The sequence below is a fragment of the Streptomyces himastatinicus ATCC 53653 genome, from assembly GCF_000158915.1.
Taxonomy (GTDB): Bacteria; Actinomycetota; Actinomycetes; order Streptomycetales; family Streptomycetaceae; genus Streptomyces; species Streptomyces himastatinicus.
This window is the reverse complement of record NZ_GG657754.1, coordinates 7744445-7768511: the sequence shown is the minus strand read 5'-3', so window position 1 is coordinate 7768511 and position 24067 is coordinate 7744445. Positions and strand designations below refer to the sequence as shown.

General features: G+C 70.7%; 22 protein-coding genes and 1 riboswitch. Of the genes, 6 read left to right on the top strand and 16 right to left on the bottom strand.

The genetic code is table 11. From position 1 onward, the window contains the following. Positions 1–103: 103 nt before the first annotated feature. The 5 genes from SSOG_RS33005 to SSOG_RS32985 form a co-directional block, all read right to left on the bottom strand. Positions 104–1378 carry a hypothetical protein gene (locus SSOG_RS33005; RefSeq protein ID WP_234365167.1) on the bottom strand — a complete coding sequence of 425 codons (1275 nt, stop codon included), beginning with the start codon at positions 1376–1378 and terminating at the stop codon, positions 104–106. Positions 1379–1408: 30 nt separating this feature from the next. After that, positions 1409–2488: a C40 family peptidase gene (locus SSOG_RS33000; RefSeq protein WP_009718601.1), complete on the bottom strand. Its 1080-nt coding sequence runs from the start codon at positions 2486–2488 to the stop codon at positions 1409–1411. A 178-nt stretch (positions 2489–2666) separates the two neighbouring features. Continuing rightward, entirely contained in the window at positions 2667–3692 is a 1026-nt protein-coding gene (locus SSOG_RS32995; RefSeq protein WP_009718600.1) for a C40 family peptidase, read from the bottom strand. Between the two features lie 263 nt (positions 3693–3955). Next, the gene (locus tag SSOG_RS32990; RefSeq protein WP_039939255.1) at positions 3956–5317 is read right to left on the bottom strand and encodes an NYN domain-containing protein; all 1362 of its coding nucleotides are present in this window, start codon (positions 5315–5317) and stop codon (positions 3956–3958) included. A 19-nt stretch (positions 5318–5336) separates the two neighbouring features. After that, entirely contained in the window at positions 5337–5582 is a 246-nt protein-coding gene (locus tag SSOG_RS32985; RefSeq protein WP_009718598.1) for a hypothetical protein, read from the bottom strand. A 142-nt stretch (positions 5583–5724) separates the two neighbouring features. Between SSOG_RS32985 and SSOG_RS32980 the strand changes: the two genes are divergently transcribed. After that, the gene (locus SSOG_RS32980; protein WP_234365168.1) at positions 5725–6435 is read left to right on the top strand and encodes a rhomboid family intramembrane serine protease; all 711 of its coding nucleotides are present in this window, start codon (positions 5725–5727) and stop codon (positions 6433–6435) included. Beyond that, positions 6432–6713: an Lrp/AsnC family transcriptional regulator gene (locus SSOG_RS32975; RefSeq protein WP_009718596.1), complete on the top strand. Its 282-nt coding sequence runs from the start codon at positions 6432–6434 to the stop codon at positions 6711–6713. Before SSOG_RS32980 ends, SSOG_RS32975 begins: the two co-directional genes overlap by 4 nt. A 14-nt stretch (positions 6714–6727) precedes the next feature. Here SSOG_RS32975 and SSOG_RS32970 read toward each other — a convergent pair whose 3' ends face one another. From SSOG_RS32970 to ctaE, 6 genes are all read right to left on the bottom strand, one after another. Beyond that, positions 6728–8089, bottom strand: a complete 1362-nt coding sequence (locus tag SSOG_RS32970) for an aminotransferase class V-fold PLP-dependent enzyme (protein WP_039939254.1) — start codon at positions 8087–8089, stop codon at positions 6728–6730. 171 nt (positions 8090–8260) lie between these two features. Further along, a riboswitch (SAM riboswitch) is annotated at positions 8261–8378 on the bottom strand. A gap of 249 nt (positions 8379–8627) precedes the next feature. Continuing rightward, entirely contained in the window at positions 8628–9707 is a 1080-nt protein-coding gene (trpD, locus tag SSOG_RS32965; RefSeq protein WP_009718594.1) for an anthranilate phosphoribosyltransferase, read from the bottom strand. Between the two features lie 160 nt (positions 9708–9867). Further along, positions 9868–11505 (bottom strand): cytochrome bc1 complex cytochrome b subunit, encoded by a 1638-nt coding sequence (gene qcrB, locus SSOG_RS32960; RefSeq protein WP_009718593.1) that lies wholly within the window; start codon positions 11503–11505, stop codon positions 9868–9870. Then, complete coding sequence (gene qcrA, locus SSOG_RS32955) at positions 11502–12557, bottom strand: cytochrome bc1 complex Rieske iron-sulfur subunit (protein WP_009718592.1); 1056 nt, start codon at positions 12555–12557, stop codon at positions 11502–11504. Before qcrA ends, qcrB begins: the two co-directional genes overlap by 4 nt. Beyond that, positions 12554–13363 (bottom strand): cytochrome bc1 complex diheme cytochrome c subunit, encoded by an 810-nt coding sequence (qcrC, locus tag SSOG_RS32950; protein WP_009718591.1) that lies wholly within the window; start codon positions 13361–13363, stop codon positions 12554–12556. The genes qcrA and qcrC overlap by 4 nt, the downstream gene beginning before the upstream one ends. A 69-nt stretch (positions 13364–13432) precedes the next feature. Beyond that, positions 13433–14053, bottom strand: coding sequence for an aa3-type cytochrome oxidase subunit III (gene ctaE, locus SSOG_RS32945; RefSeq protein ID WP_009718590.1), 621 nt, complete (start codon positions 14051–14053; stop codon positions 13433–13435). Between the two features lie 211 nt (positions 14054–14264). Between ctaE and SSOG_RS32940 the strand changes: the two genes are divergently transcribed. Continuing rightward, positions 14265–14666: a DNA-binding transcriptional response regulator gene (locus SSOG_RS32940; protein ID WP_009718589.1), complete on the top strand. Its 402-nt coding sequence runs from the start codon at positions 14265–14267 to the stop codon at positions 14664–14666. Positions 14667–14691: 25 nt separating this feature from the next. Here the strand turns inward: SSOG_RS32940 and SSOG_RS32935 are convergent, their stop codons facing one another. The 4 genes from SSOG_RS32935 to ctaC form a co-directional block, all read right to left on the bottom strand. Further along, positions 14692–15945, bottom strand: a complete 1254-nt coding sequence (locus SSOG_RS32935; protein WP_009718588.1) for a L,D-transpeptidase — start codon at positions 15943–15945, stop codon at positions 14692–14694. A gap of 112 nt (positions 15946–16057) precedes the next feature. Next, a complete protein-coding gene (locus tag SSOG_RS32930; protein ID WP_009718587.1) occupies positions 16058–16456 on the bottom strand; it encodes a cytochrome c oxidase subunit 4 in 399 nt (132 codons plus the stop codon). Then, a complete protein-coding gene (ctaD, locus tag SSOG_RS32925; RefSeq protein ID WP_009718586.1) occupies positions 16453–18192 on the bottom strand; it encodes an aa3-type cytochrome oxidase subunit I in 1740 nt (579 codons plus the stop codon). Before ctaD ends, SSOG_RS32930 begins: the two co-directional genes overlap by 4 nt. After that, a complete protein-coding gene (gene ctaC / locus SSOG_RS32920; RefSeq protein WP_009718585.1) occupies positions 18189–19151 on the bottom strand; it encodes an aa3-type cytochrome oxidase subunit II in 963 nt (320 codons plus the stop codon). Before ctaC ends, ctaD begins: the two co-directional genes overlap by 4 nt. 428 nt (positions 19152–19579) lie before the next feature. Between ctaC and SSOG_RS32915 the strand changes: the two genes are divergently transcribed. Then, positions 19580–20980, top strand: coding sequence for a cysteine desulfurase/sulfurtransferase TusA family protein (locus SSOG_RS32915; protein ID WP_039939252.1), 1401 nt, complete (start codon positions 19580–19582; stop codon positions 20978–20980). A 97-nt stretch (positions 20981–21077) separates the two neighbouring features. Here SSOG_RS32915 and SSOG_RS32910 read toward each other — a convergent pair whose 3' ends face one another. After that, entirely contained in the window at positions 21078–22052 is a 975-nt protein-coding gene (locus SSOG_RS32910) for a carbohydrate kinase family protein (protein ID WP_009718583.1), read from the bottom strand. Positions 22053–22211: 159 nt separating this feature from the next. On the opposite strand from SSOG_RS32910, the gene SSOG_RS32905 reads away from it, so the two are divergent. Both SSOG_RS32905 and SSOG_RS32900 read left to right on the top strand, forming a co-directional pair. Beyond that, positions 22212–22436 (top strand): hypothetical protein, encoded by a 225-nt coding sequence (locus SSOG_RS32905; protein ID WP_039939251.1) that lies wholly within the window; start codon positions 22212–22214, stop codon positions 22434–22436. A 139-nt stretch (positions 22437–22575) separates the two neighbouring features. Continuing rightward, complete coding sequence (locus SSOG_RS32900) at positions 22576–24045, top strand: hypothetical protein (protein ID WP_009718581.1); 1470 nt, start codon at positions 22576–22578, stop codon at positions 24043–24045. Positions 24046–24067: the final 22 nt, after the last annotated feature.

Genomic DNA, 24067 nt, shown 5'->3' with positions numbered 1-24067 from the left:
AAACCCCAGGCTCCACCCGGCGGAGCCGCACCCAGCGGCGGCCCCCAGCCCCGCCCGGGGGCCGGGGCGGGGCCCCGGTTTCGGGAAGGGGCGGGGTGGGGGCTTAGCCCAGCACGCCCGCCACGTACTTGCGCCACTCCGCCGTGAAGTCCGTCAGGCTGACGTTCAGCACATCGCGCAGGCCCGCCTCAACCGCGCCCTCGCGCCGCGGAGCGGCGCCGACCGCTCGGTACAGGGCGACCAACTTCCCCGCACCCCACCGGTCGGCGATCATGCGGCAGGCCAGCCAGCCCTGTTCGTACGCCTCGGAGAGCCGGTCGGGGCGGCTGCCGAAGCGGAAGGCCTCGTCGGGCGGGAGGGCCTTGGGGAGGCGGCCGCTCGCGACGGACTCGGAGAGTTCGGGGGCGACTTGGCGCGGGGTGCGCCCGGGGGTGCGGTAGCCGGTCCAGTCGGCGAAGCCCTCGGAGAGCCACAGCGGCGTGGCGGCGGTGGTGGCGGCACGCGTGGCGACATGGGCCGTCTCATGGGTGACCACGACCTGGCGGCCGAAGTCACCGAGCGCCCGGTACGCATCGGGGTTGACGATCACGCGGTCGGCCGGTGAGGAGTCGCTCGCGCCGCCGACCTCGCCGGTGGTGACGGCCGCGATGCCCCGGTAGCCGCTCGCGGAGGCGCCCAGCAGGGCGGCCATCCGGTCCAGCGAGGCGGGCACCTCGACGACGACGCGCCCGGCCCAGGAGCCGGGCCAGACCCGGTCGAGGGCGGGCACGGCCCGGTCGGCGGTGGCGGCGACGCCGCGCAGCAGGCGGCGGTTCTGGCCGACGCCGAGGACGAGGCTGTGCTTGCCGCGGACGACGTCGACCCGGCCCTGGTCCCACAGCTGGTCGACGCCGCGTTTGCCGTCCACCCGGCCGTCGTCGTCGGCGACGAACCACCGCCCGTCGCGCTGCGCGAGCGTCAGGTACTGGGGGGCGACAACGGGGGCGGTGTCGTATCCGGCGAGCCGGTAGCGGAGTTCGACCTGCGCGGCCAGGCGGCGGCCGCTGCCGACGGCGGGCCGGAAGCCGCCGGTGTGCACCAGCCGGTACGTCCAGGAGCGCAGCGGTACGGCGGACAGGCGGCGGAACACCCGCCGCTGCTCGGCCCGGTAACCGGCCGAGCGGCGGTCGACGGTGGCGAGGAAGGCGCCCGCGTCCCGGCTGCGTACCGCCGCGGCCCGCTGGTCGAGCATGCGCTGCACGGCGCGCCCGTCGCGCCCCGCGGGGTCGTCGGGCGGGACGGCCGTGCCGCACGCGGTGAGCGCGGCCAGCGGCAGCGCCCACACCACCGGCAGACAGAGTGCCGTCCGCCATCGCCCCGTTCTCCACCGACCCGTCACGCCATAGATCGTACGAGCCGCCGCCGTGCTTCAGACGCGAGTGATGGAAAAGATCGGCATCATGCCGACGGGGTCGTAGCGGACGGCCGCGCCGGGGTAGGGCGCGTGGATCACCCGCCCGCCCCCGGCGTACATGGCGACGTGCCCGGCGTCGGAGCGGTAGACGATCAGGTCGCCGGGGCGGGCCTGGGACAGCGGCACCGACTGCCCGGTGTGCGCCTGGGCCTGGGAGGTGCGCGGGATCGCCACCCCGGCCCGGCGGTAGGCCCACTGGGTCAGCCCGGAGCAGTCGAAGGCGGTGGGCCCGGCCTGCCCCCAGGCGTACGGCAGGCCGACCGCGGCCCGCGCCGCGCCGAACGCGGCGGCGGCGCGCGGTGAGGACGGCGGCAGACCAGGTGTTGCGTGCGCGCCACCGGGGGGCGCGCCCGGTACGGCGTGCGCCCCGTGCCCGTCCCCGTCGCGCGAGGCGCGTGCGTACGCCTCCCACTCCCCCGGGCGCAGCGCGCCCAGCAGCCGTCGCGCGGTGGCCAGCTTGCGCTGCACCTCGCGCTTGTGGCGGGCGACGGCCAGGCGGCTGCGCTCCAGCTTCAGCAGCCGGTCCGCGGCGTCCGCGCGCTGCTGCCGCAGGGTGCGCTGGGCGCGGGCCAGGACCCGCAGCTGACCGGCCTGGCGGCTGGTGATGCGGTCCAGCATGGCGGCACGGTCGAGGTAGTGGGCCGGGTCGGAGGAGAGGAGGAGGGCGAGGCCCGGGTCGAAGCCGCCGGTGCGGTACTGCGCGCCCGCGATCGCGCCGAGCGCCACCCGCATCCGGTTGACCCGCTCCTGGCCGCGGGCCGCGCGGTCCCGGAGGCGGTCCGTCTCGCGGCGCAGCCGGTGGGCTCGGGTGCCGGCCGCGTTGTAGCGCTCGGTGGCCCGCTCCGCCTGCTCGTAGAGCCGGTCGATCCGGTCGGCCGCGGTCCGGGCCGAGGGGCGGTCCGCCGGGGTGTCGTGGGGTTCGGCCCCGGCCGGGGCGGCCAGCACGGCGCCGGTGGCGGCGGCCGCCGAGGCGGCGGTGAGGGCGACGGTGGCCCGGACGGGACCGGGTTTCGAGAAGCGGCGAGAGGACGCCATGGGAGCCGCACTCCCTTCCGCGGAGTCGGTGAGGAACTGCGCGCAGACAGTAGCGGCGCCACCACCCGGGTTCCAAAGCCGATCGCGGGCACACAAACTGACGCCCCGCCGGAGACCGCAGGTCACCGACGGGGCGGGAGTCGTGGGGAGTTGTCCTGATTCGCCCGAACGGACGTCGTCAGACCCGCACGCCGAACTGGAACGGCATGTTGTCCATCGACTCGAAGCGCACACCGGCACCCGGCTTGGGGGCGTGCAGCACCTGCCCGTTGCCCGCGTACAGACCTATGTGGTGCAGGTCGCCGTAGAACAGCACCAGGTCGCCGGGCTTGAGCTCGCCGCGGCCGATCTGCGTACCGGCGTTGGCCTGGTCCTGGGAGATGCGCGGCAGCTGGACCCCGGCCTGCTGGTACGCCCAGCCGGTGAGGCCGGAGCAGTCGAAGGAGGACGGACCGGTGGCGCCCCAGACGTACGGCGAGCCGATCTTGGTCTTGGCGGCGGCCAGCGCGGCGGCGGCACGCTGCGAGTCGGGCACCTCGCTGCCCAGGTCGGCCCGGCTGCTGGCGCGGTTGGCGCGCTCCTTCTCCTCCTGCGCCATCTTGGCGCGTTCCTGCTCGGTGAGGGTGTTGAGGAGGTTCCGGGCCTTGGCGAGCTTGCCCTGGATCTGCTTCTTCTTCTCACCCAGGGCCTTCCGGGTGTCCGCCAGGTCCTGGAGCTTGGTGGACGCCTCCTCGCGCTGCTGCTTGAGCGTGCGCTGCTTGTCGGCGATCTTCCGCAGGGACTCGGCCTGCTTGCCGCTCACCTGGTCGAGGGTGGACGCCTTGTCGAGGTAGGTGTCCGGGTCGGAGGAGAGGATCAGCTGTACGGAGGGGTCGATACCGCCGGTGCGGTACTGGGCGGTGGCCATCGAACCCAGGCCGTCGCGCAGCTTGTTCAGATCCTGCTGACCGCGCGCCACGTTGTCCTGGAGGTCGCCGACCTGGCTCTCCAGCTTCTCCTGCTTCTCCTTGGCGCCGTTGTACTTCTCGGTCGCCGCCTCCGCCTCTTCGTAGAGTTTGTCGACCTGCTCCTTGACGTCCTTCTTGTCCTGCTTAGGAGCGGCCTGGGCGGCCTGGGACGTGAGCGCGACGGCGGCTGCGGCGGTCGCCGTGAGTACGGATACCCGAGTGCGGCTCGGCTGCTTGGGTCGACGGTGGGACGCCACGAAGGCGAGCTCCTTCTTCCTCCGGCCGCCTACCAGGGGTTGAGGTGCGACCCCGGGCTCCGCGGATACGCCGCGGACTCGGCGGTACCCCCGCTGTCACCCCGGATGGGTGATCAACCGCGCGAAGGTTCGAGCCGACATTAGTGACCCTGCCGTGATCCGTTCAAATCCCGACGACAAAAAAATTGGCCAGGGACGCATCTTTTACAAACATCGCACGGGCAGTGACGGTCAATTGACGCTGTGCTGATGATTATCGGCCGTCAGGTGCGCGCAAGTCGCTTCAGCAACAGAGCGGATGCCACGGGGCGCGCTCCGGCGCGTGCGACCCCGTCCGCGACCTCGCGGTCGGTGGACACCACGACCACCGGACGGCCCGGCGGCTCGGCCCGCACCAGCTGCCGGATCAGCTCGTCCGCCGTCACTCCGGGCTTGCTGAACAGCACCCGGACCCCGCGCGGCGGCGCCAGCAGCACCGGAGCGGCCAGCTCCGCCCCGTCGAAGACACACGTCATCTCCGCGCCCGTCTGCGCCGCGAGCACCGCGAGCCCGCCCAGCAGCCGCAGCCGCTGCTTCTCCAACGGCATCGTCGGATAGCCGGTCTTGGTGACGTTGTAGCCGTCCACCACCAGATGCGCCTGCGGCAGCGCCAGCAACTGGTCCAGCAGCGCCGGATCCATCTCCGACAGCGCCCTGGTCGCTATGTCCTTCGGCGTCATCTTGCCCGGCTCGACCGCGTCCACCGTGTCCGCCGGGTGCATCGACGCGGGCGGCAGCGCCAGTTCGCGGCGCAGCCCCTGGGCGGCATCCAGCACCGTGTCCAGCAGCAGCCGCAGCCGCATGTCCTCCACGCTGCGGCCCTCGCGCACCGCCCGCCGGCTCGCCTCCAGGGCGGACTCGGCCTCCGCCAGCCGGGCCCGCAGCCGCCGCGCCTCACCGTCGGCGGCCGCCTGCCGCGACGCCGCCTCCGACCGCACGGTCTCCAGCTCGCCCTCGGCCTTGCGCAGCGCCGCCGCCCCGCGCTTCACATCGCTCTGCGCGCTGCGCAGCTTGCGCTGCACCGCGTCCGTCTCCTTGCGGGCCGCGTCCAGCTCGGCGCGGACCCTGTCGGTTTCCTTGCGCGCCACCGAACGGGCGGCCGCCAGCTCCTCGCGCAGCCGCTGGAGCTCGCGCTCGGCCTCCTCGCCGGCCCGCTCGGCCGACGCCCGCTGGGCCTCCTCGCCCGCCGCCTCGACGAGCTTCACCCAGCCCACGGGACGCAGCACGTACGCCACCGCCGCGACGTCCACCGGGTCCGCGGCCGCGGGCGGCGAACCGCCCTCGATGGCCTCGGTCAGCTCCGCCTGGGTCTCGCGCAGCCGCTGTCCGATCCGCTGCCGGAAAACGGGGTCGCTCTCCACCGCGGCGGCCATCGCGTTTCCCGCGAACTTGGCGCGCCGGTTCGGGGTGAAACGGGCGTACTGCCGCAGCTGGGGTGGCAGTTCGGTGACCGTCAGACCACCGAACGCATCCGCGACCAGCGCCACCACGCGCCGCCGCACCCCTTCCGGCAGGGGGCGGTCCAGCGCCTCGGTGACGCCCTCGGCGTCACCGGCCGCTTCGCGGCCGCCCGTCCGGTCCACCACCTTCTCCTCGCTCCGTGTCTCAGGCGCTCGCGTTCGCACTCGGACGGTCCACCAGCTCGATCTGGTCGACCGCGTTGCACCAGCGACAACGTACTGACTCAATGGTCTCACTGAGCACATCGCGCTCCTCGACCCGAGGCTCCCCGGCCAGGTCCAGGTGGATGAACTCCACGGCCTTCGTCGAGCGGGTCACATCGAAACGGGTGAGGTTGCCGCACAGCGTGCAGCGCCAGCGGGTCTCGGCTGTCGGCGTGGGAACGGCCATGGTGTCGGGTCCTCGCTACTCGGCTCATCGGCGTCCTGTAACCCTACGGCCTGAGCCCCGGGCGTTGTCGGGCCCGTACCCCGCCCCCGGGCGGCGGCGAGGCGCTCTGTGCAGGTTGTGCCGGGTACGCGATGATCTGCCCATGATCGAGAAGTCGGCGGGGTCCGGCCGTCCCGTGATGACGTACGCCCTCATCGTCATCTGCTGCCTGATCTTCGTCCTCGGACCGGCCTCAGGGCTCGACCCCCGCTACGGCTCCGGCGGGGACCTCCTCCAGGCCCAGACCTCGTACTTCGAGCGCTGGGGAGTCGTCCCCAGCGCCCTGTGGAGCGGCACCCCCGCCGAGCCGCTGACGCCGCTGACCGCGCTCTTCGTCCACGGCAACTGGCTGCACCTCCTCGGCAACATGCTGTTCCTCTACGTCTTCGGGGCGATGACCGAGGAACGGATGGGGCGTATGCACTTCGCCCTCTTCTACCTCGTCACCGGCTATCTCGCGCTCCTCGGCTACGCCGCCGCCCACGCCTCCTCGCCGCAGACGCTGGTCGGCGCCTCCGGTGCCATTTCCGGCGTCCTCGGCGCCTTTTTATGGCTCTTTCCGCGCGCCCGGGTGACCAGCCTGTTCCCGTTCCTGTTCTTCCTCCCGCTGCGTTTCCCCGCCTGGGTCGTACTGATCTTCTGGGTCACCCTCCAGTGGCTCGCCGCCCGCCAGGCCGACGCCCGCCCCGGAGTGGCCTACCTCGCCCATCTCGTGGGCTTCACCCTGGGTTTTCTCTACGCGTGGGCCCGCTTCGGGCGGCCGGATAGAGTGGGCGGCGCAGCCAGGGCCAGCGAGGGAGAAAGCCAGCCGTGATCACTTCGATCGTGCTCATCAAGACCAGCGTGGACCAGATCCCGGAGACCGCCGAGAAGATCGCCGCGCTGGAGGGTGTGAGCGAGGTCTACTCGGTCACCGGCGCCCACGATCTGATCGCGATGGTGCGGGTGGCCCGCCACGACGACCTCGCGGACATCATCACGGGCCAGATCAGCAAGTTGCCGGGGGTGGCCTCCACCGAGACCCACATCGCCTTCCGGACGTACTCGCAGCACGATCTGGAAGCCGCCTTCGCGATCGGCCTCGACAGCTAGCGGGTGTCTTCCCTCTAGCGCACCGGCACGCAGCGGCCGTCCTCCGTGCGGTAGTCCCACTTGGCGCCGTCCCGGACCAGCTCCTTCACCGCCCGGACGAAGCGCTCCACATGCTCGTCCGGGGTGCCCGCGCCGAAGCTGACACGGATCGCGTTCAGGGAGCGCTCACCCGGGGCGGCCTCCGGCGCGCCGCACTCCCCCTGGTCGCCGGGCTCGCTGCCCAGCAGGGTCCGCACCAGCGGATGGGCGCAGAACAGCCCGTCCCGTACGCCGATCCCGTACTCCGCGGACAGCGCCGCCGCGAAGTGCGAGCTGTTCCAGCCCTCCACCACGAACGACAGCACCCCCACGCGCGGCGCGTCGTCCCCGAACAGCGACAGCAGCCGCACCTCGGGCACCTCCGCCAGGCCCTCCCGCACCTTCGCGATCAGCTGCCGCTCCCGCGCCACCAGGCCGTCGAACCCGGCCTCGGACAGCGCCTTGCACGCCGAGGCGATCGCGTACACGCCGATCACGTTCGGCGAACCGGCCTCGTGCCGCGCCGCGGTGGTGTGCCACTCGACGTCCACCCCGCCGTCGTCCCGCCGCGCGACCTTGCGGCTCGCGCCGCCGCCCGCCAGATACGGCCGCGCCTCGCGCAGCCAGTCGGCCCGGCCCGCCAGGACGCCCGCCCCGAACGGCGCGTACAGCTTGTGGCCCGAGAACGCCACCCAGTCCACGTCCGCGTCCGCGACGTCCACCGGGTGGTGCGGGGCCAGCTGCGCGGCGTCCAGCACGATGCGGGCGCCCCGCGCATGCGCCGCCGCGGTCAGCTCCCGCACCGGCCACAGCTCACCCGTCACGTTCGACGCGCCCGTCACGCACACCAGCGCCGGGCCCTTGTCCCGGCCCGCCAGCGCCTTCTCCAGCGTCTCCACGGCCTCCCGCGGCGAGCGCGGCGCGCTCAGGTACGTCACCCGGGTGTCCTCCCGCTGCTCCCACGGCAGCAGCGAGGCGTGGTGCTCGGTCTCGAACACGAACACCTCCGTGCCGGTGGGCAGCGCGGCGGCCAGCAGGTTGAGCGAATCGGTGGTCGAGCGGGTGAAGACCACCTGGTCGTCCTCCCGGCACCCCAGAAACGCCGCGACGTCCTTGCGGCTGTTCTCGAAGAGGTCCGTCGAGAGCTGCGACAGATAGCCCGCCCCGCGGTGGACGCTCCCGTAGTACGGGGCGTACGCGGCGACGTCGTCCCACACCCGCCGCAGGGCGGGCGCGCTGGCCGCGTAGTCGAGGGCTGCGTAGGTCACCTCGCCGCCGGTGACCAGGGGCACGGTGACGTCACTGCCGAGGACGGCGAGCGGGGCGGAGGTCTCGACAGCAGAAGGGCATGCGGACATGGCGGATTCTCCCGATGGGTTTGCGAGCATGCGGAACTCGCTCAACGCGCGGGCGGGTGTGGTGCACGGTGGCTCCGCGCGGAGCTGGGGGGAAAACGGGGCGCTGCGGCCCTAGCGCATTCGCTGCGTCACGGAAGAACTCCCTCGACCACCAGGACCCCTAGTGCGAGGGGTCCGCGCTTGCCGCACGCCTCGCTGCGTGCGGCCTGGTCATCACCCGGGGCACCCCGCCACGGACGGAGGGTTGCCGGACAGCGGGCCGGGGCCGAAGTCGCTGTCGCTCGTGACCTGGGGGGATTATGCCACGCCGCTCCGCGGTGACCACGGCGCGTCCGCATGCTGGACTGTCCCCTACCCGCCCCTTCCCGAAACCGGGGGCAAGCCCCCGGCCCCCGCCGCGGGGGCTCCGCCCCTGCACCCCCGCTCCTCAAACGCCGGAGGGGCTGGATATTGGACCCGTTGTGGGCAATCGTCCCGCGGGGCGGGACGGGTGGGCACAACCCGGCCACCGGGCCGCACCCGGCAACGAAACCCAGGGTTACGCGTTGCTGGCCCGCACCCAGCGTTCCAGGGATTCCCTCGCGGCGCCCGAGTCGATCGAGGCGGCGGCTCGGGTGACGCCCGCCGCGATGCGGGCCGGGAGGGGGGTGCCCACCGGCTCGGCGTCCCAGTCCAGGGTCGCCAGCGCGGCGGCCGAGTTGAGGAGGACCGCGTCCCGGACGGGGCCCGTCTCGCCCGCCAGCACGCGGCGGGCCACATCCGCGTTGTGCGAGGCGTCGGCGCCGCGCAGCGCCTCCACCGGGGCCAGGTCGAAGCCGATGTCGCGCGGGTCGAAGGTCTCCCGGCGGACCGCGCCGTCCCGCACCACCCACACCTGGGAGGTCGCGGTGACGGTCAGCTCGTCCAGACCGTCGTCGCCCCGGAAGACCAGCGCCGAGGAGCCGCGTTCGGCCAGCACCCCGGCCATGATCGGCGCCATCCGGGCGTCGGCGACGCCCGTGACCTGGCAGCGGACCCGGGCCGGGTTGGTGAGGGGGCCGAGGAAGTTGAACGGGGTGGCGATGCCCAGCTCGCGGCGGGCCGCCGCGACGTGCCGCAGCGACGGGTGGAACTTGACCGCGAAGCACATGGTGATGCCCGCTTCCTCGGCGATCTCGGCAACCCGCGCCGGGCTGAGATCCAGGTTGACGCCGAGCTTCTCCAGAACGTCGGAGGCGCCACTCGCGGAGGACGAGGCGCGGTTGCCGTGCTTGACCACGCGCGCGCCCGCCCCGGCCGCCACGAGGGCGGACATGGTCGAGATGTTGACGGTCTTGGCGCGGTCGCCGCCCGTGCCGACGATGTCGACGGTCGGCCCGGGCACCTCGATCGTCTTGGCGTGCCCGTACATGGCGCGGACGAGGCCGGACAGCTCGGCGACGGTCTCGCCCTTGGCCCGCAGCGCGACCGCGAACCCGGCGATCTGGGCGTCGGTGGCCTCGCCGCGCATGATGCGGTCCATGGCCCAGGCGGTGTCGTCGGCGCTGAGGTCCTGGCCGTCGAGGAGGGAGCTGAGCACGTCCGGCCAGGTGCGGGCCGTCGCGGTGCTGTCGCCTCCGGCTGGGGTCACAACGTCCATGGTCCGCTCCTGAGTGGCTGATGGCTCGATCCGCGCTCGATCAGGCCAAGCCTATCGGCGCGTACGGCGTTCATAACCACGACCAGGGCCCCGGCCCGGACGGTGAGGTCCGGGCCGGGGCCCTGGTCTGTGGCGTACAGACGTCAGAAGACGGAAGAGATCAGTGGTGGCCGTGGCCGCTGGTGATCTCCTTGTACTCCTCGGAGGTCGGCTTCGGGATGAAGGCGTCCTTGCCGTAGTACGACTTGGACAGCCTGGCCCGCAGCTTCTGCGACCCCTTGACCTTGCGGCGGACGCCGTTCTCGTCGACCTCGGGGCCGATCTCGTACGCCTTCGGCTGCTCGTGCTGGGTGAGCACGTGCATCTGCTCCTGCGTGAGCGGCTCGTGCACCTCGATGAACTCACCGTGCGGCAGGCGCTTGATGATGCCGGTCTCGCGACCGTGCAGCACCTTCTCCTTGTCGCGGCGCTGGAGGCCGAGGCAGATCCGCTTGGTGGCGATGAACGCGAGGACCGGGCCGGCGAAGAAGCCGATCCGCACGAACCAGGTGATCGAGTTGATCGACAGCTGGAAGTGGGTGGCCCACAGGTCGTTCCCGCCACCGATCAGCATCACGAAGTACGCGGTCAGCCAAGCGACACCGAAGGCCGTACGGGTCGGGGCGTTGCGCGGGCGGTCCAGGATGTGGTGCTCGCGCTTGTCGCCGGTGATCCAGCCCTCGATGAAGGGGTAGAAGCCGATCGCGAAGAGGACCAGCGGGAAGAGCACGATCGGGATGAACACGCCCAGGACGAGCGTGTGACCCCACGCGGTGATCTCCCAGCCCGGCATGACACGGACCAGACCCTCGGCGAAGCCCATGTACCAGTCGGGCTGGGCGCCGGTGGAGACCTGGTCGGGCCGGTAGGGGCCGATGGTCCAGATCGGGTTGATCGTGGCGATAGCGGAGATGACCGCGATGACGCCGAAGACCAGGAAGAAGAAGCCGCCCGCCTTGGCCATGTAGACCGGCAGCAGGGGCATGCCGACGACGTTCTTGTTGGTCTTTCCGGCCCCGGGGTACTGCGTGTGCTTGTGGTAGAAGACCAGGATCAGGTGCGCCACCAGCAGGCCGAGCATGATGCCCGGCAGCAGCAGGACGTGGACCGGGTAGAGCCTCGGGATGAGGTCCATGCCCGGGAACTCGCCGCCGAACACGAACATCGAGATGTAGGTGCCGACGACCGGGATCGACAGGAACACGCCCTCGATGAACCGCAGACCGGTGCCGGAGAGCAGGTCGTCGGGGAGCGAGTAGCCGGTGAAGCCGGTCAGCATGCCGAGGAAGAACAGCAGGAAGCCGAACAGCCAGTTGATCTCACGCGGCTTGCGGAACGCGCCGGTGAAGAAGACGCGCATCATGTGCACGAACATCGCGCAGAGGAAGACCAGCGCGGCCCAGTGGTGGATCTGCCGGATCAGCAGACCGCCGCGCACCTCGAAGCTGATGTCGAGCGTCGAGGCGAACGCCTCGGACATCCGGACGCCCTGCATCGGGACGTACGGGCCGTGGTACACGACCTCTTCCATGCTGGGGTGGAAGAACAGCGTCAGGTACACACCCGTGAGGATGATGATGATGAAGCTGTAGAGCGCGACCTCGCCCAGCATGAAGGACCAGTGGTCCGGGAAGATCTTGCGCATGTTGGCCCGGGCCAGGCTGTAGATGCCCAGCCGGCCGTCGGCCCAGTCGGCGACGCGCTCGCCCGCGGGCGCTTTGCCGCGCCGCGGCGTGCCCGTGTCTGTTGCAGTACTCATCCGCGCTCCCAGTAAGCAGGACCGACGGGCTCCGAGAAGTCGCCCATGGCTTCGAGGTACCCCTGGTCATTGGCCCTGATCCGCAGCTGGGGCAGTGCGTGACCGGCCGGACCGAAGATCACTCGGCCACCGTCGGAGAGGTCGAACGTCGACTGGTGGCAGGGGCACAGGACGTGGTGGGTCTGCTGCTCGTACAGGTTGATCGGGCAGCCGACGTGGGTGCAGATCTTCGAGAAGGCGACGATGCCCTCGTGCGACCAGTCCAGCTCGCGCTTGTCCTTGATGTTCTCCGGCTGGAGCCGGACCAGCATCAGGGCGGCCTTGGCGATCTCGGTCTGGAAGTCGTGGTCCTCCTCGGTCATGCCCTCGGGCATGGCGAAGGTGAGGGAGCCCACGGAGATGTCCTCGGGCCGCAGCGGCTGCATGGTGTTGTAGTTCATGAGCCGCTTGCCCTTGCCCCAGCTGGTGTGCCGGAGCTTGGTGCCGGGCAGCGGGCCGAGGTCGCGCAGCAGCACGACGCCGGAGAGCGGCACCAGGGCGAGCGCGCCGAAGAGGGTGTTGCGGGCGAGCTTGCGGCGGCCGAAGCCGGACTCCTTGGCGCCCGCCCGGAAGTCGTCGAGGACCTTGGCCTTGACCTCGGGGTCGGCCTCGATGGGGTGGCGCTCGTCGGCGATCTCCACGTCGGACATCAGGGTGCGGGCCCAGTGGACCGCACCGGCGCCGATGGCGAACAGCGCGATGCCGAGGGTGACGCCCAGCGCGAAGTTCAGCGCGCTGATGTGGCCGATCGGGAAGACGTAGATGTACTTGTCGACCGGCAGCGTCACGAAGGAGGCGATGAACGCGACCGTCGCCAGCATCGAGACCGTGAAGAGCAGGGCGACGGTGCGCTCGGACCGCTGGGCGGCCCGCTCGTCGATGTCCTGCTGACGGTGCTCGTGCGGGGGCAGCCCCGGGTCGGCGAACGGGTCTTCCGCGACGACCGTCGCGCCGCCCTCCGCCCGCTCCTCGGGCAGCTTCTCTTCTGCTTGTGAAATCTCGTGGCTACTCATGACTTCTTGGCCTTTGCGGTCCGGGCGGCGACCCAGATGGTGAGGACGATCAGCGCGCCCATGCCGAAGACCCAGGCGAAGAGGCCCTCACTGACCGGGCCGAGCCCGCCGAGCTCAAGGCCACCGGGGGTCTTGGACTTGTCGCTGTTGACCGTGTCGAGGTACGCGATGATGTCCTGCTTGTTCTTCTCCGGCATCGTGGTGTCGGGGAAGGAGGGCATGTTCTGCGGGCCGGTCTGCATGGCCTCGTACAGATGCTTCTTGCTCACGCCCTCGAGGGACGGCGCGTACTTGCCGTTGGTGAGGGCACCGCCCTTGCCGGCGAAGTTGTGGCACTGCGCGCAGTTCGTACGGAAGAGCTCCCCGCCCTTCGCGACATCCGCGCCATCGGTGCTGTACTGGCCCTTGGAGGGCGTCACCGGCCCGGCGCCGAGCGAGGAGATGTACGCGGCCAGCTGCTCGGTCTCGGCGTCCGAGTAGATCTTCTTCTTCTTCGGCACCTGGGCGCCCGGCTGCTGGGCGGGCATCCGGCCGGTACCGACCTGGAAGTCGACGGCGGCCGAGCCGACGCCCACCAGACTCGGGCCGTCGGAGGTCCCCTGACCGCCCGTACCGTGGCAGCTGGCGCAGCCGACGGAATAGAGCTTCTTGCCCTCCTCGATGGCGAGGGACTGGGCGGAGCTGTCATCGGCCTTCGCCTCGCTCGGCGAGAACGCGGCGTACAGCCCCCCAGTGACCGCCAGCGCGAAGAGTAGGACGACGAGCGCAGCCAGCGGATGGCGCCGTCGTGCGGAGAGCTTTTTCACGGATTACCCCGGTGTCAGGATCTTCTGCGTCGATGCTTTAAGGACGTGCTTCCGGTCGCGGTGACCGGCTTACTTGATCATGTAGATCGTGGCGAAGAGGCCGATCCAGACGACATCGACGAAGTGCCAGTAATAGGACACGACGATGGCCGCCGTCGCCTGCTGGTGGGTGAACCTCTTGGCCGCGTACGTCCTCCCCAGGACCAGCAGGAAGGCGATGAGTCCGCCCGTCACATGCAGTCCGTGGAAACCGGTGGTCAGGTAGAACACCGAGCCGTACGGGTCGGAGGAGAGCGAAAGCCCGTCCTTCTTGACCAGCTCGGTGTACTCGAAGATCTGACCGCCGATGAAGATCGCGCCCATGATGAAGGTGATCACGAACCAGGAGCGCAGCTTCCTCACGTCGCCACGCTCGGCGGCGAAGACACCGAGCTGGCAGGTGAGGGAGGAGAGCACGAGGATCGTGGTGTTCGTCGCCGAGAACGGGAAGTTCAGCGAGGACGCCATTTCCTTCCAGTGCTCGGCTCCGGTCACCGATCGCAGGGTGAAGTACATCGCGAAGAGGGCCGCGAAGAACATCAGCTCGGAACTCAGCCAGATGATGGTTCCGACGCTGGTGAGGTTCGGCCGGTTGACCGACGGGTGCGCGTGCCCGGTTTCTACTGTCGTTGCTGTCGCCACGACCGACATTATGTCGGTCGCTTATCCGGCCCTCACTCCCGGGGGTGCCGTTCGGAGTGTCCAGGGCGGCGTCAAGGGCATCGATGCTGCTCGTCGCCGCTGTTCCGGGCGATCCCTCGAAGGAGGGAGAGATCGGTTCGCCCCCTCCTCCGGAAGGCTGTACGGGAGTAACATCCGCCGCAGGAGCCCGGTAGTCCCCTTGGCTGATGCGGAGGAAACGATGCGGCCGACCGCCACGGTGCTGGTCTACAGCGACGACGCGAACACCCGCGAACAGGTGCGGCTCGCGACCGGTCGCCGACCCGCCGCCGATCTGCCTCCGGTGGAGTTCGTGGAGTGCGCGACGCTCCCGGCCGTCCTGGAGGCGCTGGAGGACGGCGGGATCGACGTCTGCGTCCTGGACGGGGAGACGGCCCCCGCGGGCGGGATGGGCGTCTGCCGGCAGATCAAGGACGAGATCTTCCAGTGCCCGCCGGTGGTGCTGCTCATCGGCCGCCCGCAGGACGCCTGGCTGGCCACCTGGAGCCGCGCGGAGGCCGCGGTGACGCATCCGGTGGACCCGGTGGCCCTGACGGACGCGCTGGCCGGGCTGCTCCGCAAGCGGCTCGCGGTGGGCGCCTGACCGCACTGGGTGCGGTGTCACGCGGTCATGCCATGGGGCGGAGCCGGGCCGAGTCGGCCGGGGTGCTGCCGTCCCGCTGGCCGGCGGCGAGGGCGCTGCCCTGACGCCAGTCGGTCCAGGCCATGTTCCAGTCGCCGTAGCCGTTGCCGAACGTGGCCATGTCGTCCCCGTTGCTGTTGACGACCTTGACGAGGTCGCCGAGGTGCACGGTGTTGAAGAACCACTGGGCGTTCGCGGTGGACATGCCGGTGCAGCCGTGGCTGACGTTGGCGTAGCCCTGCGAGCCCGTCGACCAGGGCGCGGCGTGGACATATTCACCGCTTTCGGTGACCCGGGCCGCCCAGTAGACCATCAGATCGTAGGAACCGGAGCCGAGGCCGATGCTGGCGCCCGTCATCCGCACCGCCGACTCCTTGGCGAGGATCACCTTGGTGCCGTTGCGGGTGTCGAACCCGGGCATGCCGGTCGTGATCGGGATGGTCCGGATCACCTGCCCGTTGCGCCGCACCGTCATCTGGTGGGTCCCGGAGTCCGTCAGGGCCTCGATCCGGTCGCCGGTGGTGATCCGCAGCGGCTTGGCGTCACCGCCGTAGAGCCCGCCGCCGACCCTGATGCCCTTGAGGTTGGAGCGGACCTTGACGGTCGCGTGCGCGGGCCAGTACTCGGCCGGGCGGTAGTGCAGCGTCTTGCTGTTCACCCAGTGCCAGACACCCTCCACCGCGGGCTGTGAGTCGACCTTCAGGCCCCGCTCGACCACGGCCCGGGCCGAGGGGTCCTTCACCGGGCGGCTCAGCTTGGCGGTGACCGGCTGGCCCACCCCGTACTCGCCCGACTTCGGGCCGAAGGTGACCTTCAGCAGCCTGCGCTTGGAGCTGGTGGTGAAGTCGATCGTGCGGCGGCCCGGCGCGCCGCCCGAGTCCTCCGTGGACACCCGCAGCGTGTAGTGGGCGCCCGCCGCCAGCGGCACGGTGGAGCGCCACCGGCTGCCGTCCGGCGCCAGTTCGCCCCGTACGTACCTGCCCGCCGCGTCGGTGGCGGTGACGTCCGTGATCCGGCCGTCGTCGCCCTTTGCGGTCACTTGGAGCGGCCGGTCCGGGTCGGCGTTGTGTGCGCCGCTCTCGCCGCTGAAGGAGATCTGGTCGGCGGCGTCGTACGGCTTGGCGGACAGCGGGTCCGAGGAGGGGCCCCCGCATCCGCTGAGACCCGCTATCAGCGACGCCACCAGCAGGGCACTGGAGAGCACCGCCCGGGTTCGAGGAGATCGAGGTGTGTGGTTCATGCGCTCACGCTATGGACGCGCGCGACGGACGGCGCGCCGGGCGAGGCAGCAGGGTGACACGGCAGAGGGGCCCGGCACCGTGGTCGGTGCCGGGCCCCTCCGAGAGAGCTTGCTACTGGTTCTGGTTCTCGCCGCGGTAGTACTCGAAGACCCACCCGAAGAGGCCGACCATGATGATCGGGGCGGAGAAGAACAGCAGCCACCAGCCGAAGACGACACCCATGAAGGCCAGGGCGCCACCGACGGCCAGGGACAGCGGCTGCCAGCTGTGCGGGGAGAAGAAGCCCAGCTCACCGGCGTCGTCCGCGACGTCAGCGTCCTTGTTGTCCTGCGCTCCGACATCCACCCGGCGCGCGGTGAACGCCAGGTAGAACCCGATCATGATGCTCAGCCCGAAGGCGAGGAACAGCGCCGTGGTACCGGCGGGCTCCTTCGACCACACGCCGTAGACGACCGCCATCAGCAGGATGAAGACGGCGAGCCAGATGAACATCCGGCCTTGGACCTTCACTTGTCGGCCTCCTTACCACCCGCGAGGGCCTTGTCCTGGTCGGCCGCACCCTGGTGCTCGAGCTGGTCGAGCGCCGCGATCTCGGGGTGGTGCAGGTCGAATGCCGGGGATTCGGAACGGATCCGCGGCAGGGTGAGGAAGTTGTGCCGAGGCGGCGGGCAGGAGGTCGCCCACTCCAGCGAGCGGCCGTAGCCCCACGGGTCGTCGACCTCGACCTTCTTGCCGTACTTGGCCGTCTTCCACACGTTGTAGAGGAACGGCAGTATCGACAGGCCGAGCAGGAACGAGCTGATCGTGGAGATCGTGTTCAGCGCGGTGAAGCCGTCGGCCGCCAGGTAGTCGGCGTACCGGCGCGGCATGCCCTCGGCGCCCAGCCAGTGCTGCACCAGGAAGGTGCCGTGGAAGCCGATGAACAGCGTCCAGAAGGTGATCTTGCCGAGCTTCTCGTCCAGCATCTTGCCGGTCATCTTCGGCCACCAGAAGTGGAAGCCGGAGAACATCGCGAAGACCACGGTGCCGAAGACCACGTAGTGGAAGTGGGCCACCACGAAGTACGAGTCGGAGACGTGGAAGTCCATCGGCGGCGACGCCAGGATGACGCCGGTGAGACCACCGAAGGTGAAGGTGATGAGGAAGCCGATCGCCCAGAGCATCGGGGTCTCGAAGCTCAGCGAGCCCTTCCACATCGTGCCGATCCAGTTGAAGAACTTGATACCGGTCGGGACCGCGATCAGGAACGTCATGAAGGAGAAGAACGGCAGTAGCACCCCGCCGGTGACGTACATGTGGTGCGCCCACACGGTCACGGACAGACCCGCGATGGAGATCGTCGCGGCGACCAGGGTGAAGTAACCGAACATCGGCTTGCGCGAGAAGACCGGGATGACCTCGGAAATGATTCCGAAGAACGGCAGCGCGATGATGTACACCTCTGGATGTCCGAAGAACCAGAAGAGGTGTTGCCACAACAACGCCCCGCCATTGGCCGCGTCGAAGACATGCGCCCCGAATTTTCGGTCCGCCTCCAGGGCGAACAGCGCGGCGGCCAGCACCGGGAAGGCGAGCAGCACCAGAACGGCGGTCAACAGCACGTTCCAGGTGAAGATCGGCATGCGGAACATCGTCATGCCGGGAGCGCGCATGCAGATGATCGTGGTGATGAAGTTGACCGCACCGAGGATCGTGCCGAAGCCGGAGAAGGCCAGACCCATGATCCACATGTCGGCGCCGACGCCCGGCGAGCGGACCGCGTCCGACAGCGGCGAGTACGCGAACCAGCCGAAGTCGGCCGCGCCCTGCGGGGTCAGGAAGCCGCCCACCGCGATGAGCGAGCCGAAGAGGTACAGCCAGTACGCGAACATGTTCAGCCGCGGGAACGCCACATCTGGCGCGCCGATCTGGAGCGGCATGATCCAGTTCGTGAAGCCCGCGAACAGCGGGGTGGCGAACATCAGCAGCATGATCGTGCCATGCATGGTGAACGCCTGGTTGAACTGCTCGTTCGACATGATCTGCGTGCCCGGGCGGGCCAGCTCGGCGCGCATGAAGAGCGCCATCACGCCGCCGATGCAGAAGAACGCGAACGACGTGACCAGGTAGAGCGTGCCGATCGTCTTGTGGTCCGTGGTGGTCAGCCACTTGACGACGACATTGCCGGGCTGCTTGCGGCGCACCGGCAACTCATCCTCGTACGAGGCGGTTGCGTCGGCACCCTGGGGTTCGTTGAGGATGCTCACTGTGTCTTGGTCTCCGCGTTCTTGGCGGGGTCCGTCTGCGCAATGCCCGCCGGGATGTATCCCGTCTGGCCCTTCTTCGCCAGGTCCTTCAGGTGCTGCTGGTAGCGCTCCGGGGAAACGACCTTGACGTTGAAGAGCATGCGGGAGTGGTCGACACCGCACAGCTCGGCGCACTTGCCCTTGAAGGTGCCCTCGCGGTTCGGGGTGACCTCGAACCGGTTGGCGTGGCCCGGGATGACGTCCATCTTCATCAGGAAGGGGACCACCCAGAACGAGTGGATGACATCGCGGGAGGTCAGGATGAACTCGACCGACTCACCCTTGGGCAGCCACAGGGTCGGACCCGGGTTGCCGTTCTGCGGATTCCGCTCGCCGGGGGTGCCGGTGTCGTAGACGCCCTCGGCACCCTTGGGGGCGGTGTCGAGCATCTTGTCGGGGATGGACGACACCTCCTTCGGGGTGGCCTTGGGGCTGGCCGCGTTCCCGTCGACGTTCTCCATGTAGTTGAAGCCCCAGCTCCACTGGTAGCCAACGACGTTGACTACGTGGTCGGGCTTCTTGGAGGTCTTGAGGAGGGCGTTCTCATCGCGCGCGGTGAAGTAGAACAGCACCGAGACGATGATGATCGGGACCACGGTGAACAGTGCCTCGAGGGGCATGTTGTACCGGACCTGTACCGGGACCTCGATCCTGGTCCTGGCCCTGCGGTGGAGGACGACCGACCACAGGATCAGGCCCCAGACCAGCACGCCCACGGCGAGCGCTGCTGCCCACGAGCCCTGCCACAGGGAGAGGATCCGCGGCGCCTCCTCTGTAGCCGGGGTGGGCAATCCGAGGCGGGGGAAGTCCTTGGATGTGCAACCGGTGGCGGTCGCCAGGACCAAGCCCGCGGACAGCGCCTGCAGCAGCTTCCGCCGCACCGGGCGCCGCGACGAGCGGTCGGAGCCGTTGGGACTCACGTAGCGCCTTCCCGAGAGTCTCGCCCGCGCGGTCGGCCGCGGCCGTCATCTGGTCGGTCGCCGGCCCGGTGCGGGCAGGGGTTTGGATGTTTATGCGGACCAAACCCTACTGGACGCCATTTGGCGCTGCGCGGGGAGGGTGCCCAACGCGCCGGACCCCTCCCCGAAGGGATGGCATCACCCCTGGAACACCGGGGAATCCCAACGGAATGACCTGCTCCGCCAGCGTTTTCCGGGACCGCGGGCGGCACGGGGTGTGGCCGGGGAACGGCCGGGGTACAGGTGGTGCGGGCAGCGCCCCGTTCGTGTGATGCCGCGCGTCGGCACGCCGTACGCCCGTGCGTGGCACATGCGCGTTTTTGTCATGCGCCGGGCGCCGGGTTTTTGTCGTGAGCCGTGCGCCGGGCACAGCGGCTAGCGTTCTTTACGTGCCCTATTTCGACGCGGCCTCGTCCGCACCTCTGCACCCCGTGGCCCGGCAGGCGCTGCTCGCCGCCCTCGACGAGGGGTGGGCCGATCCGGCCCGGCTCTACCGCGAGGGGCGGCGCGCCCGGCTGCTGCTGGACGCCGCGCGGGAGACGGCCGCCGAGTCCGTGGGATGCCGCCCGGACGAGCTGGCCTTCACCCCTTCGGGGACCCGCGCCCTGCACGACGGCATCGCCGGGGCGCTCGCCGGGCGCCGGCGGGCCGGGCGGCGGCTGATCGTCTCCGCCGTGGAGCACTCCGCGGTGTTCCAGGCCGCGGCGGCGCACGAGGCGTCCGGCGGCACGGTCGCCGAGGTCCCGGTGGACCGTACGGGACGGGTCGCGCCCGAGGCGTACGCGGCGGCCCTGCGCGAGGCGCCCGAGGACATCGCGCTGGCCTGCCTCCAGTCCGCCAACCATGAGGTCGGCACGGTGCAGCCGGTGGCCGAGGCGGCGGAGGCGTGCGCGGCGGACGGCGTGCCGCTGCTGGTGGACGCGGCCCAGTCGCTGGGCTGGGGCCCGGTGGAGGGCCGGTGGTCGCTGCTGACCGCGAGCGCCCACAAGTGGGGCGGCCCGGCCGGGGTCGGGCTTCTCGCGGTGCGCAAGGGGACGCGGTTCCGCCCCGCCCCGGTGGACGAGCGGGAGTCGGGCCGCGCCCCGGGGTTCGAGAACCTTCCGGCCATCGTCGCGGCCGCCGCCTCGCTGCGCGCCGTACGGGCCGAGGCCGCGGAGGAAGCGGAGCGGCTGCGGGGTCTTGTGGACCGCATCCGGGCCCGGGTGCCGGAGCTGGTGCCGGACGTAGAGGTGGCCGGCGATCCGGAGCGGCGGCTGCCGCATCTGGTCACCTTCTCGTGTCTCTATGTCGACGGAGAGGCGCTGCTGCACGAGCTGGACCGGGCGGAGTTCTCCGTCTCGTCCGGGTCGTCGTGCACGTCGAGCACGCTGGTCCCCAGCCATGTGCTGCGGGCCATGGGGGTGCTGTCCGAGGGCAACATCCGCGTCTCGCTCCCGCGTGGGACCGCGGGGACGGACGTGGAACGGTTCCTGGAGGTGCTGCCGGGCGTGGTGGCCGGGGTACGCGAGCGGCTGGGCGCCCCGGAGGCGGTGGCCGCCGCTGCCGCGGAGGCCGCTGCTGAGACGTCCGGTCTGGTGGTCGATTCGCTGGGCAAGCGGTGCCCGATCCCGGTGATCGAACTGGCCAAGGTCATCGGCGACGTACCGGTGGGCGAGGTGGTGACCGTGCTGTCCGACGACGAGGCGGCCCGGCTGGACATCCCGGCGTGGTGCGAGATGCGGGGGCAGACGTACGAGGGTGAGCGCCCCGCCGAGCGCGGCACGGCGTACCGGGTGCGCCGCCGGGCCTGAAACCGCCGGCCGGGAAGCCGCCGGGCCTGAAACGGATACGGCGGCGGGGCCGGAGGAACGTTCCCCCGGCCCCGCCGCCGCGTGCCGTGCCCTGCCGTCAGACCAGGTGGTCGCCGATCTCGGCCGCCGCCTCGTGGCCGTAAGCCTTGGCGAAGCGCTCCATGAAGTGACCGCGGCGCAGCTCGTACTCCTGCGTGCCGACCGTCTCGATGACCAGCGTCGCGAGCATGCAGCCCACCTGGGCGGCGCGCTCCAGCGGGAGGTTCCAGGAGAGGCCGGAGAGGAAGCCCGCGCGGAAGGCGTCGCCGACGCCCGTCGGGTCGGCCTTCTGCTCCTCCTCGGCACAGCCGACGACGATCGGCTCCTCGCCCTCGCGCTCGATCCGGACGCCCTGGGCGCCCAGCGTGGTGATGCGGGTGCCGACCTTGGAGAGGATCTGCTCCGAGGTCCAGCCGGTCTTGGTCTCGATCAGCGCGGCCTCGTACTCATTGGTGAAGAGGTACTGCGCACCGCCCACCAGCACCCGGATGTCCTCGCCGTCCATGCGGGCGAGCTGCTGCGAGGGGTCGGCGGCGAACGGGATGCCGCGCGAGCGGCACTCCTCGGTGTGGCGGACCATCGCCTCCGGGTCGTCGGCGCCGATGAGCACCAGGTCGAGGCCACCGGCCCGGTCCGCGATCGGCTGGAGCTCGATCTGGCGGGCCTCGCTCATCGCGCCGGTGTAGAAGGACGCGATCTGGTTGTGGTCCTCGTCCGTGGTGCAGACGAAGCGGGCGGTGTGCCGCGTCCCGGAGATCCGGACGGACTGGGTGTCCACCCCGTGGCGGTCCAGCCAGGCACGGTATTCGGCGAAGTCCTCGCCGGCGGCGCCGACCAGGATCGGGCTCAGCCCGAGCACCCCCATGCCGAAGCAGATGTTCGGGGCGACTCCGCCCCGGCGGACCTCGAGGGTGTCGACCAGGAAGGAGAGGGAGACCGTGTGCAACTGGTCGGCGACCAGCTGATCGGCGAAGCGGCCGGGGAAGGTCATCAGGTGGTCGGTGGCAATGGAGCCGGTGACGGCGATACGCACGAGAGCTGCTCCTGTTTCGGGGCGGCGGCGAAATCGGACGCTTCACGCTATCGGCTTCCCGGGCCGCTTACGAACGGGAGGAACTACCCGGTAGTAGGGCATACGGTGCAGAGATGGCGGGGCTCGTGCCCGTACGGGCCCCTCGGATCGGGAGGCCGCATGTCGCAGCACGTCACCCCCGCCCAGGACGCCGCCGGGGCGATAGAGCCCGAGGCCCTGGCCGAACTGCGCGGCTACGGCGCGCGGATGGCGCCGCACTGGTCGGTCCCGGTGGTCACCGTAGCGCCTCCCGCCGCGCCCGTGTCCCCGTCGCGCATCCGCGGCATCACGGTTCCCACCGCGTCCGCCGATCTGGTCGGCGGCATGTCCGACTACGGCGACTGAGGACGGCGGCTGGGCACCGCGGCCGAAAAGCTTCGGAACCAGGGGAAGGAACCAGCCGCCCCTTCCCCCCGTCTCACCGGCAACCCCCTCGCGAGGGCAGTAGGCCGGACAACGTGAGCGGAGCCGAAGGAGAGAAACGGTGAGCACCGAGGAGACCGACACCCCGCAGACCCCCGACGACGACCATCCGCAGCCGCGTCGGCGTTCCCGGCTGGCCGTCGTATCGGTGGCGGCAGCGGTGCTGGTCGCCGGTGGCGGCGGCGCCTACTGGGCCTCGACCGCTGCCAATGGCGGCGGCTCCCAGGGCGCGGGCTCGGCGGGCCGCGACGGATCCCCCCAGCCCCTCGCACTGGACGCGTACGCCGCCCCGGCGGGGAACGACGGACACGAGGGGATCGCGGTCGGCGAGCCCGATCCGAACGGCAGCGGCCGCTACGAGGTCGACGGAAAGCTGCCGGACGGGCCCGACGAGGCGCCCGTCTACCGCACCGACGCCAAGGTCACCAAGGCCGAGGTGGCGAGGCTGGCGAAGGCGCTGGACGTCTCCGGCAGCCCCCGGGCCGACCACGGCAACTGGAAGGTCGGGGGCACCAAGGACGGCCAGGGGCCGGTGCTGCGGGTGAGCCAGAAGGGCCCGGGCAGCTGGTCGTACTCCCGCTTCGGGACGCCGGGCGGCGACACCTGTGTGCACCCGCCGGGCGCGGGGCCGAAGGCCGACAGTACGTCCTGCCCGACCTACCGCGAGGGCGACAAGAAGAGCGGCACCGACAAGAGCGGCGGTGACGACAAGGCCGTCTCCGAGGAGAAGGCCGAGCGCACGGCCGAGCCGGTGCTCAAGGCGCTCGGGCTGACGAACGCGAAGCTCGACGCGAGCGGCCGCTACGGCGCCGTGCGCATGGTGAACGCGGACCCGGTGCTGGACAAGCTGCCCACCCAGGGCTGGACGACCAGCCTCCAGGTGTCCGCGGACGGTGAGCTGACCGGCGGGAACGGCGCGCTGTCGACGCCCGAGGAGGACGACAGCTATCCGCTGATCAGCGCGGAGCAGGCGCTGAAGAAGCTCAACGCCACGGCCCCCAAGAGCGGCGGAGCCGGGTCCGGGAAGGTGACCGTGAAGTCGGTGACCTTCGGGCTGGCCGCACACTCCGTGGCCGGACAGCGGGCCCTGGTGCCGTCGTGGATCTTCAAGACCGAGCCGACCGGGGCCAACGGCGTCTCGGCGACCCTCCCCTACCCGGCCGTGAAGCCGGAGTTCATCAAGAAGAAGGCGGAGACCCGCAGCAAGGCCCCGGGCCAGGGCAAGAAGCACAGTGAGCCGGGCACGCCGGGCCGCGGCTCCAAGGCCGACGACATCACCTCGTACAGCGCGGACGGGAAGACCCTGACGCTGCGCTTCTGGGGCGGCGTCTGCGACACCTACTCGGTCTCCGCCGACGAGACGTCCAAGAAGGTCACGGTCGAGATCAAGAGCAAGCCGAAGAAGCCGGGCCAGGCGTGCATCCTGATGGCCAAGGAGATGACGAAGAAGGTCACGCTCGACAAGCCGCTGGACGGCCGCGAGGTCGTGGACAAGGCCACGGGCGACAAGGTTCCGGCTCAGAAGAAGTAGCCGGGGAGCACAAGCGCCGGAG

Bases quoted from the DNA above. Each gene is read 5' to 3' on its own strand.
- SSOG_RS33000 (WP_009718601.1), bottom strand. From the start codon at position 2,488: ATGGCGTCCTCTCGCCGCTTCTCGAAACCCGGTCCCGTCCGGGCCACC.
- SSOG_RS32985 (WP_009718598.1), bottom strand. From the start codon at position 5,582: ATGGCCGTTCCCACGCCGACAGCCGAGACCCGCTGGCGCTGCACGCTG.
- SSOG_RS32980 (WP_234365168.1), top strand. From the start codon at position 5,725: ATGATCGAGAAGTCGGCGGGGTCCGGCCGTCCCGTGATGACGTACGCC.
- SSOG_RS32970 (WP_039939254.1), bottom strand. From the start codon at position 8,089: ATGTCCGCATGCCCTTCTGCTGTCGAGACCTCCGCCCCGCTCGCCGTC.
- trpD (WP_009718594.1), bottom strand. From the start codon at position 9,707: ATGGACGTTGTGACCCCAGCCGGAGGCGACAGCACCGCGACGGCCCGC.
- qcrB (WP_009718593.1), bottom strand. From the start codon at position 11,505: ATGAGTACTGCAACAGACACGGGCACGCCGCGGCGCGGCAAAGCGCCC.
- qcrA (WP_009718592.1), bottom strand. From the start codon at position 12,557: ATGAGTAGCCACGAGATTTCACAAGCAGAAGAGAAGCTGCCCGAGGAG.
- ctaE (WP_009718590.1), bottom strand. From the start codon at position 14,053: ATGTCGGTCGTGGCGACAGCAACGACAGTAGAAACCGGGCACGCGCAC.
- SSOG_RS32940 (WP_009718589.1), top strand. From the start codon at position 14,265: ATGCGGCCGACCGCCACGGTGCTGGTCTACAGCGACGACGCGAACACC.
- SSOG_RS32935 (WP_009718588.1), bottom strand. From the start codon at position 15,945: ATGAACCACACACCTCGATCTCCTCGAACCCGGGCGGTGCTCTCCAGT.
- SSOG_RS32905 (WP_039939251.1), top strand. From the start codon at position 22,212: ATGTCGCAGCACGTCACCCCCGCCCAGGACGCCGCCGGGGCGATAGAG.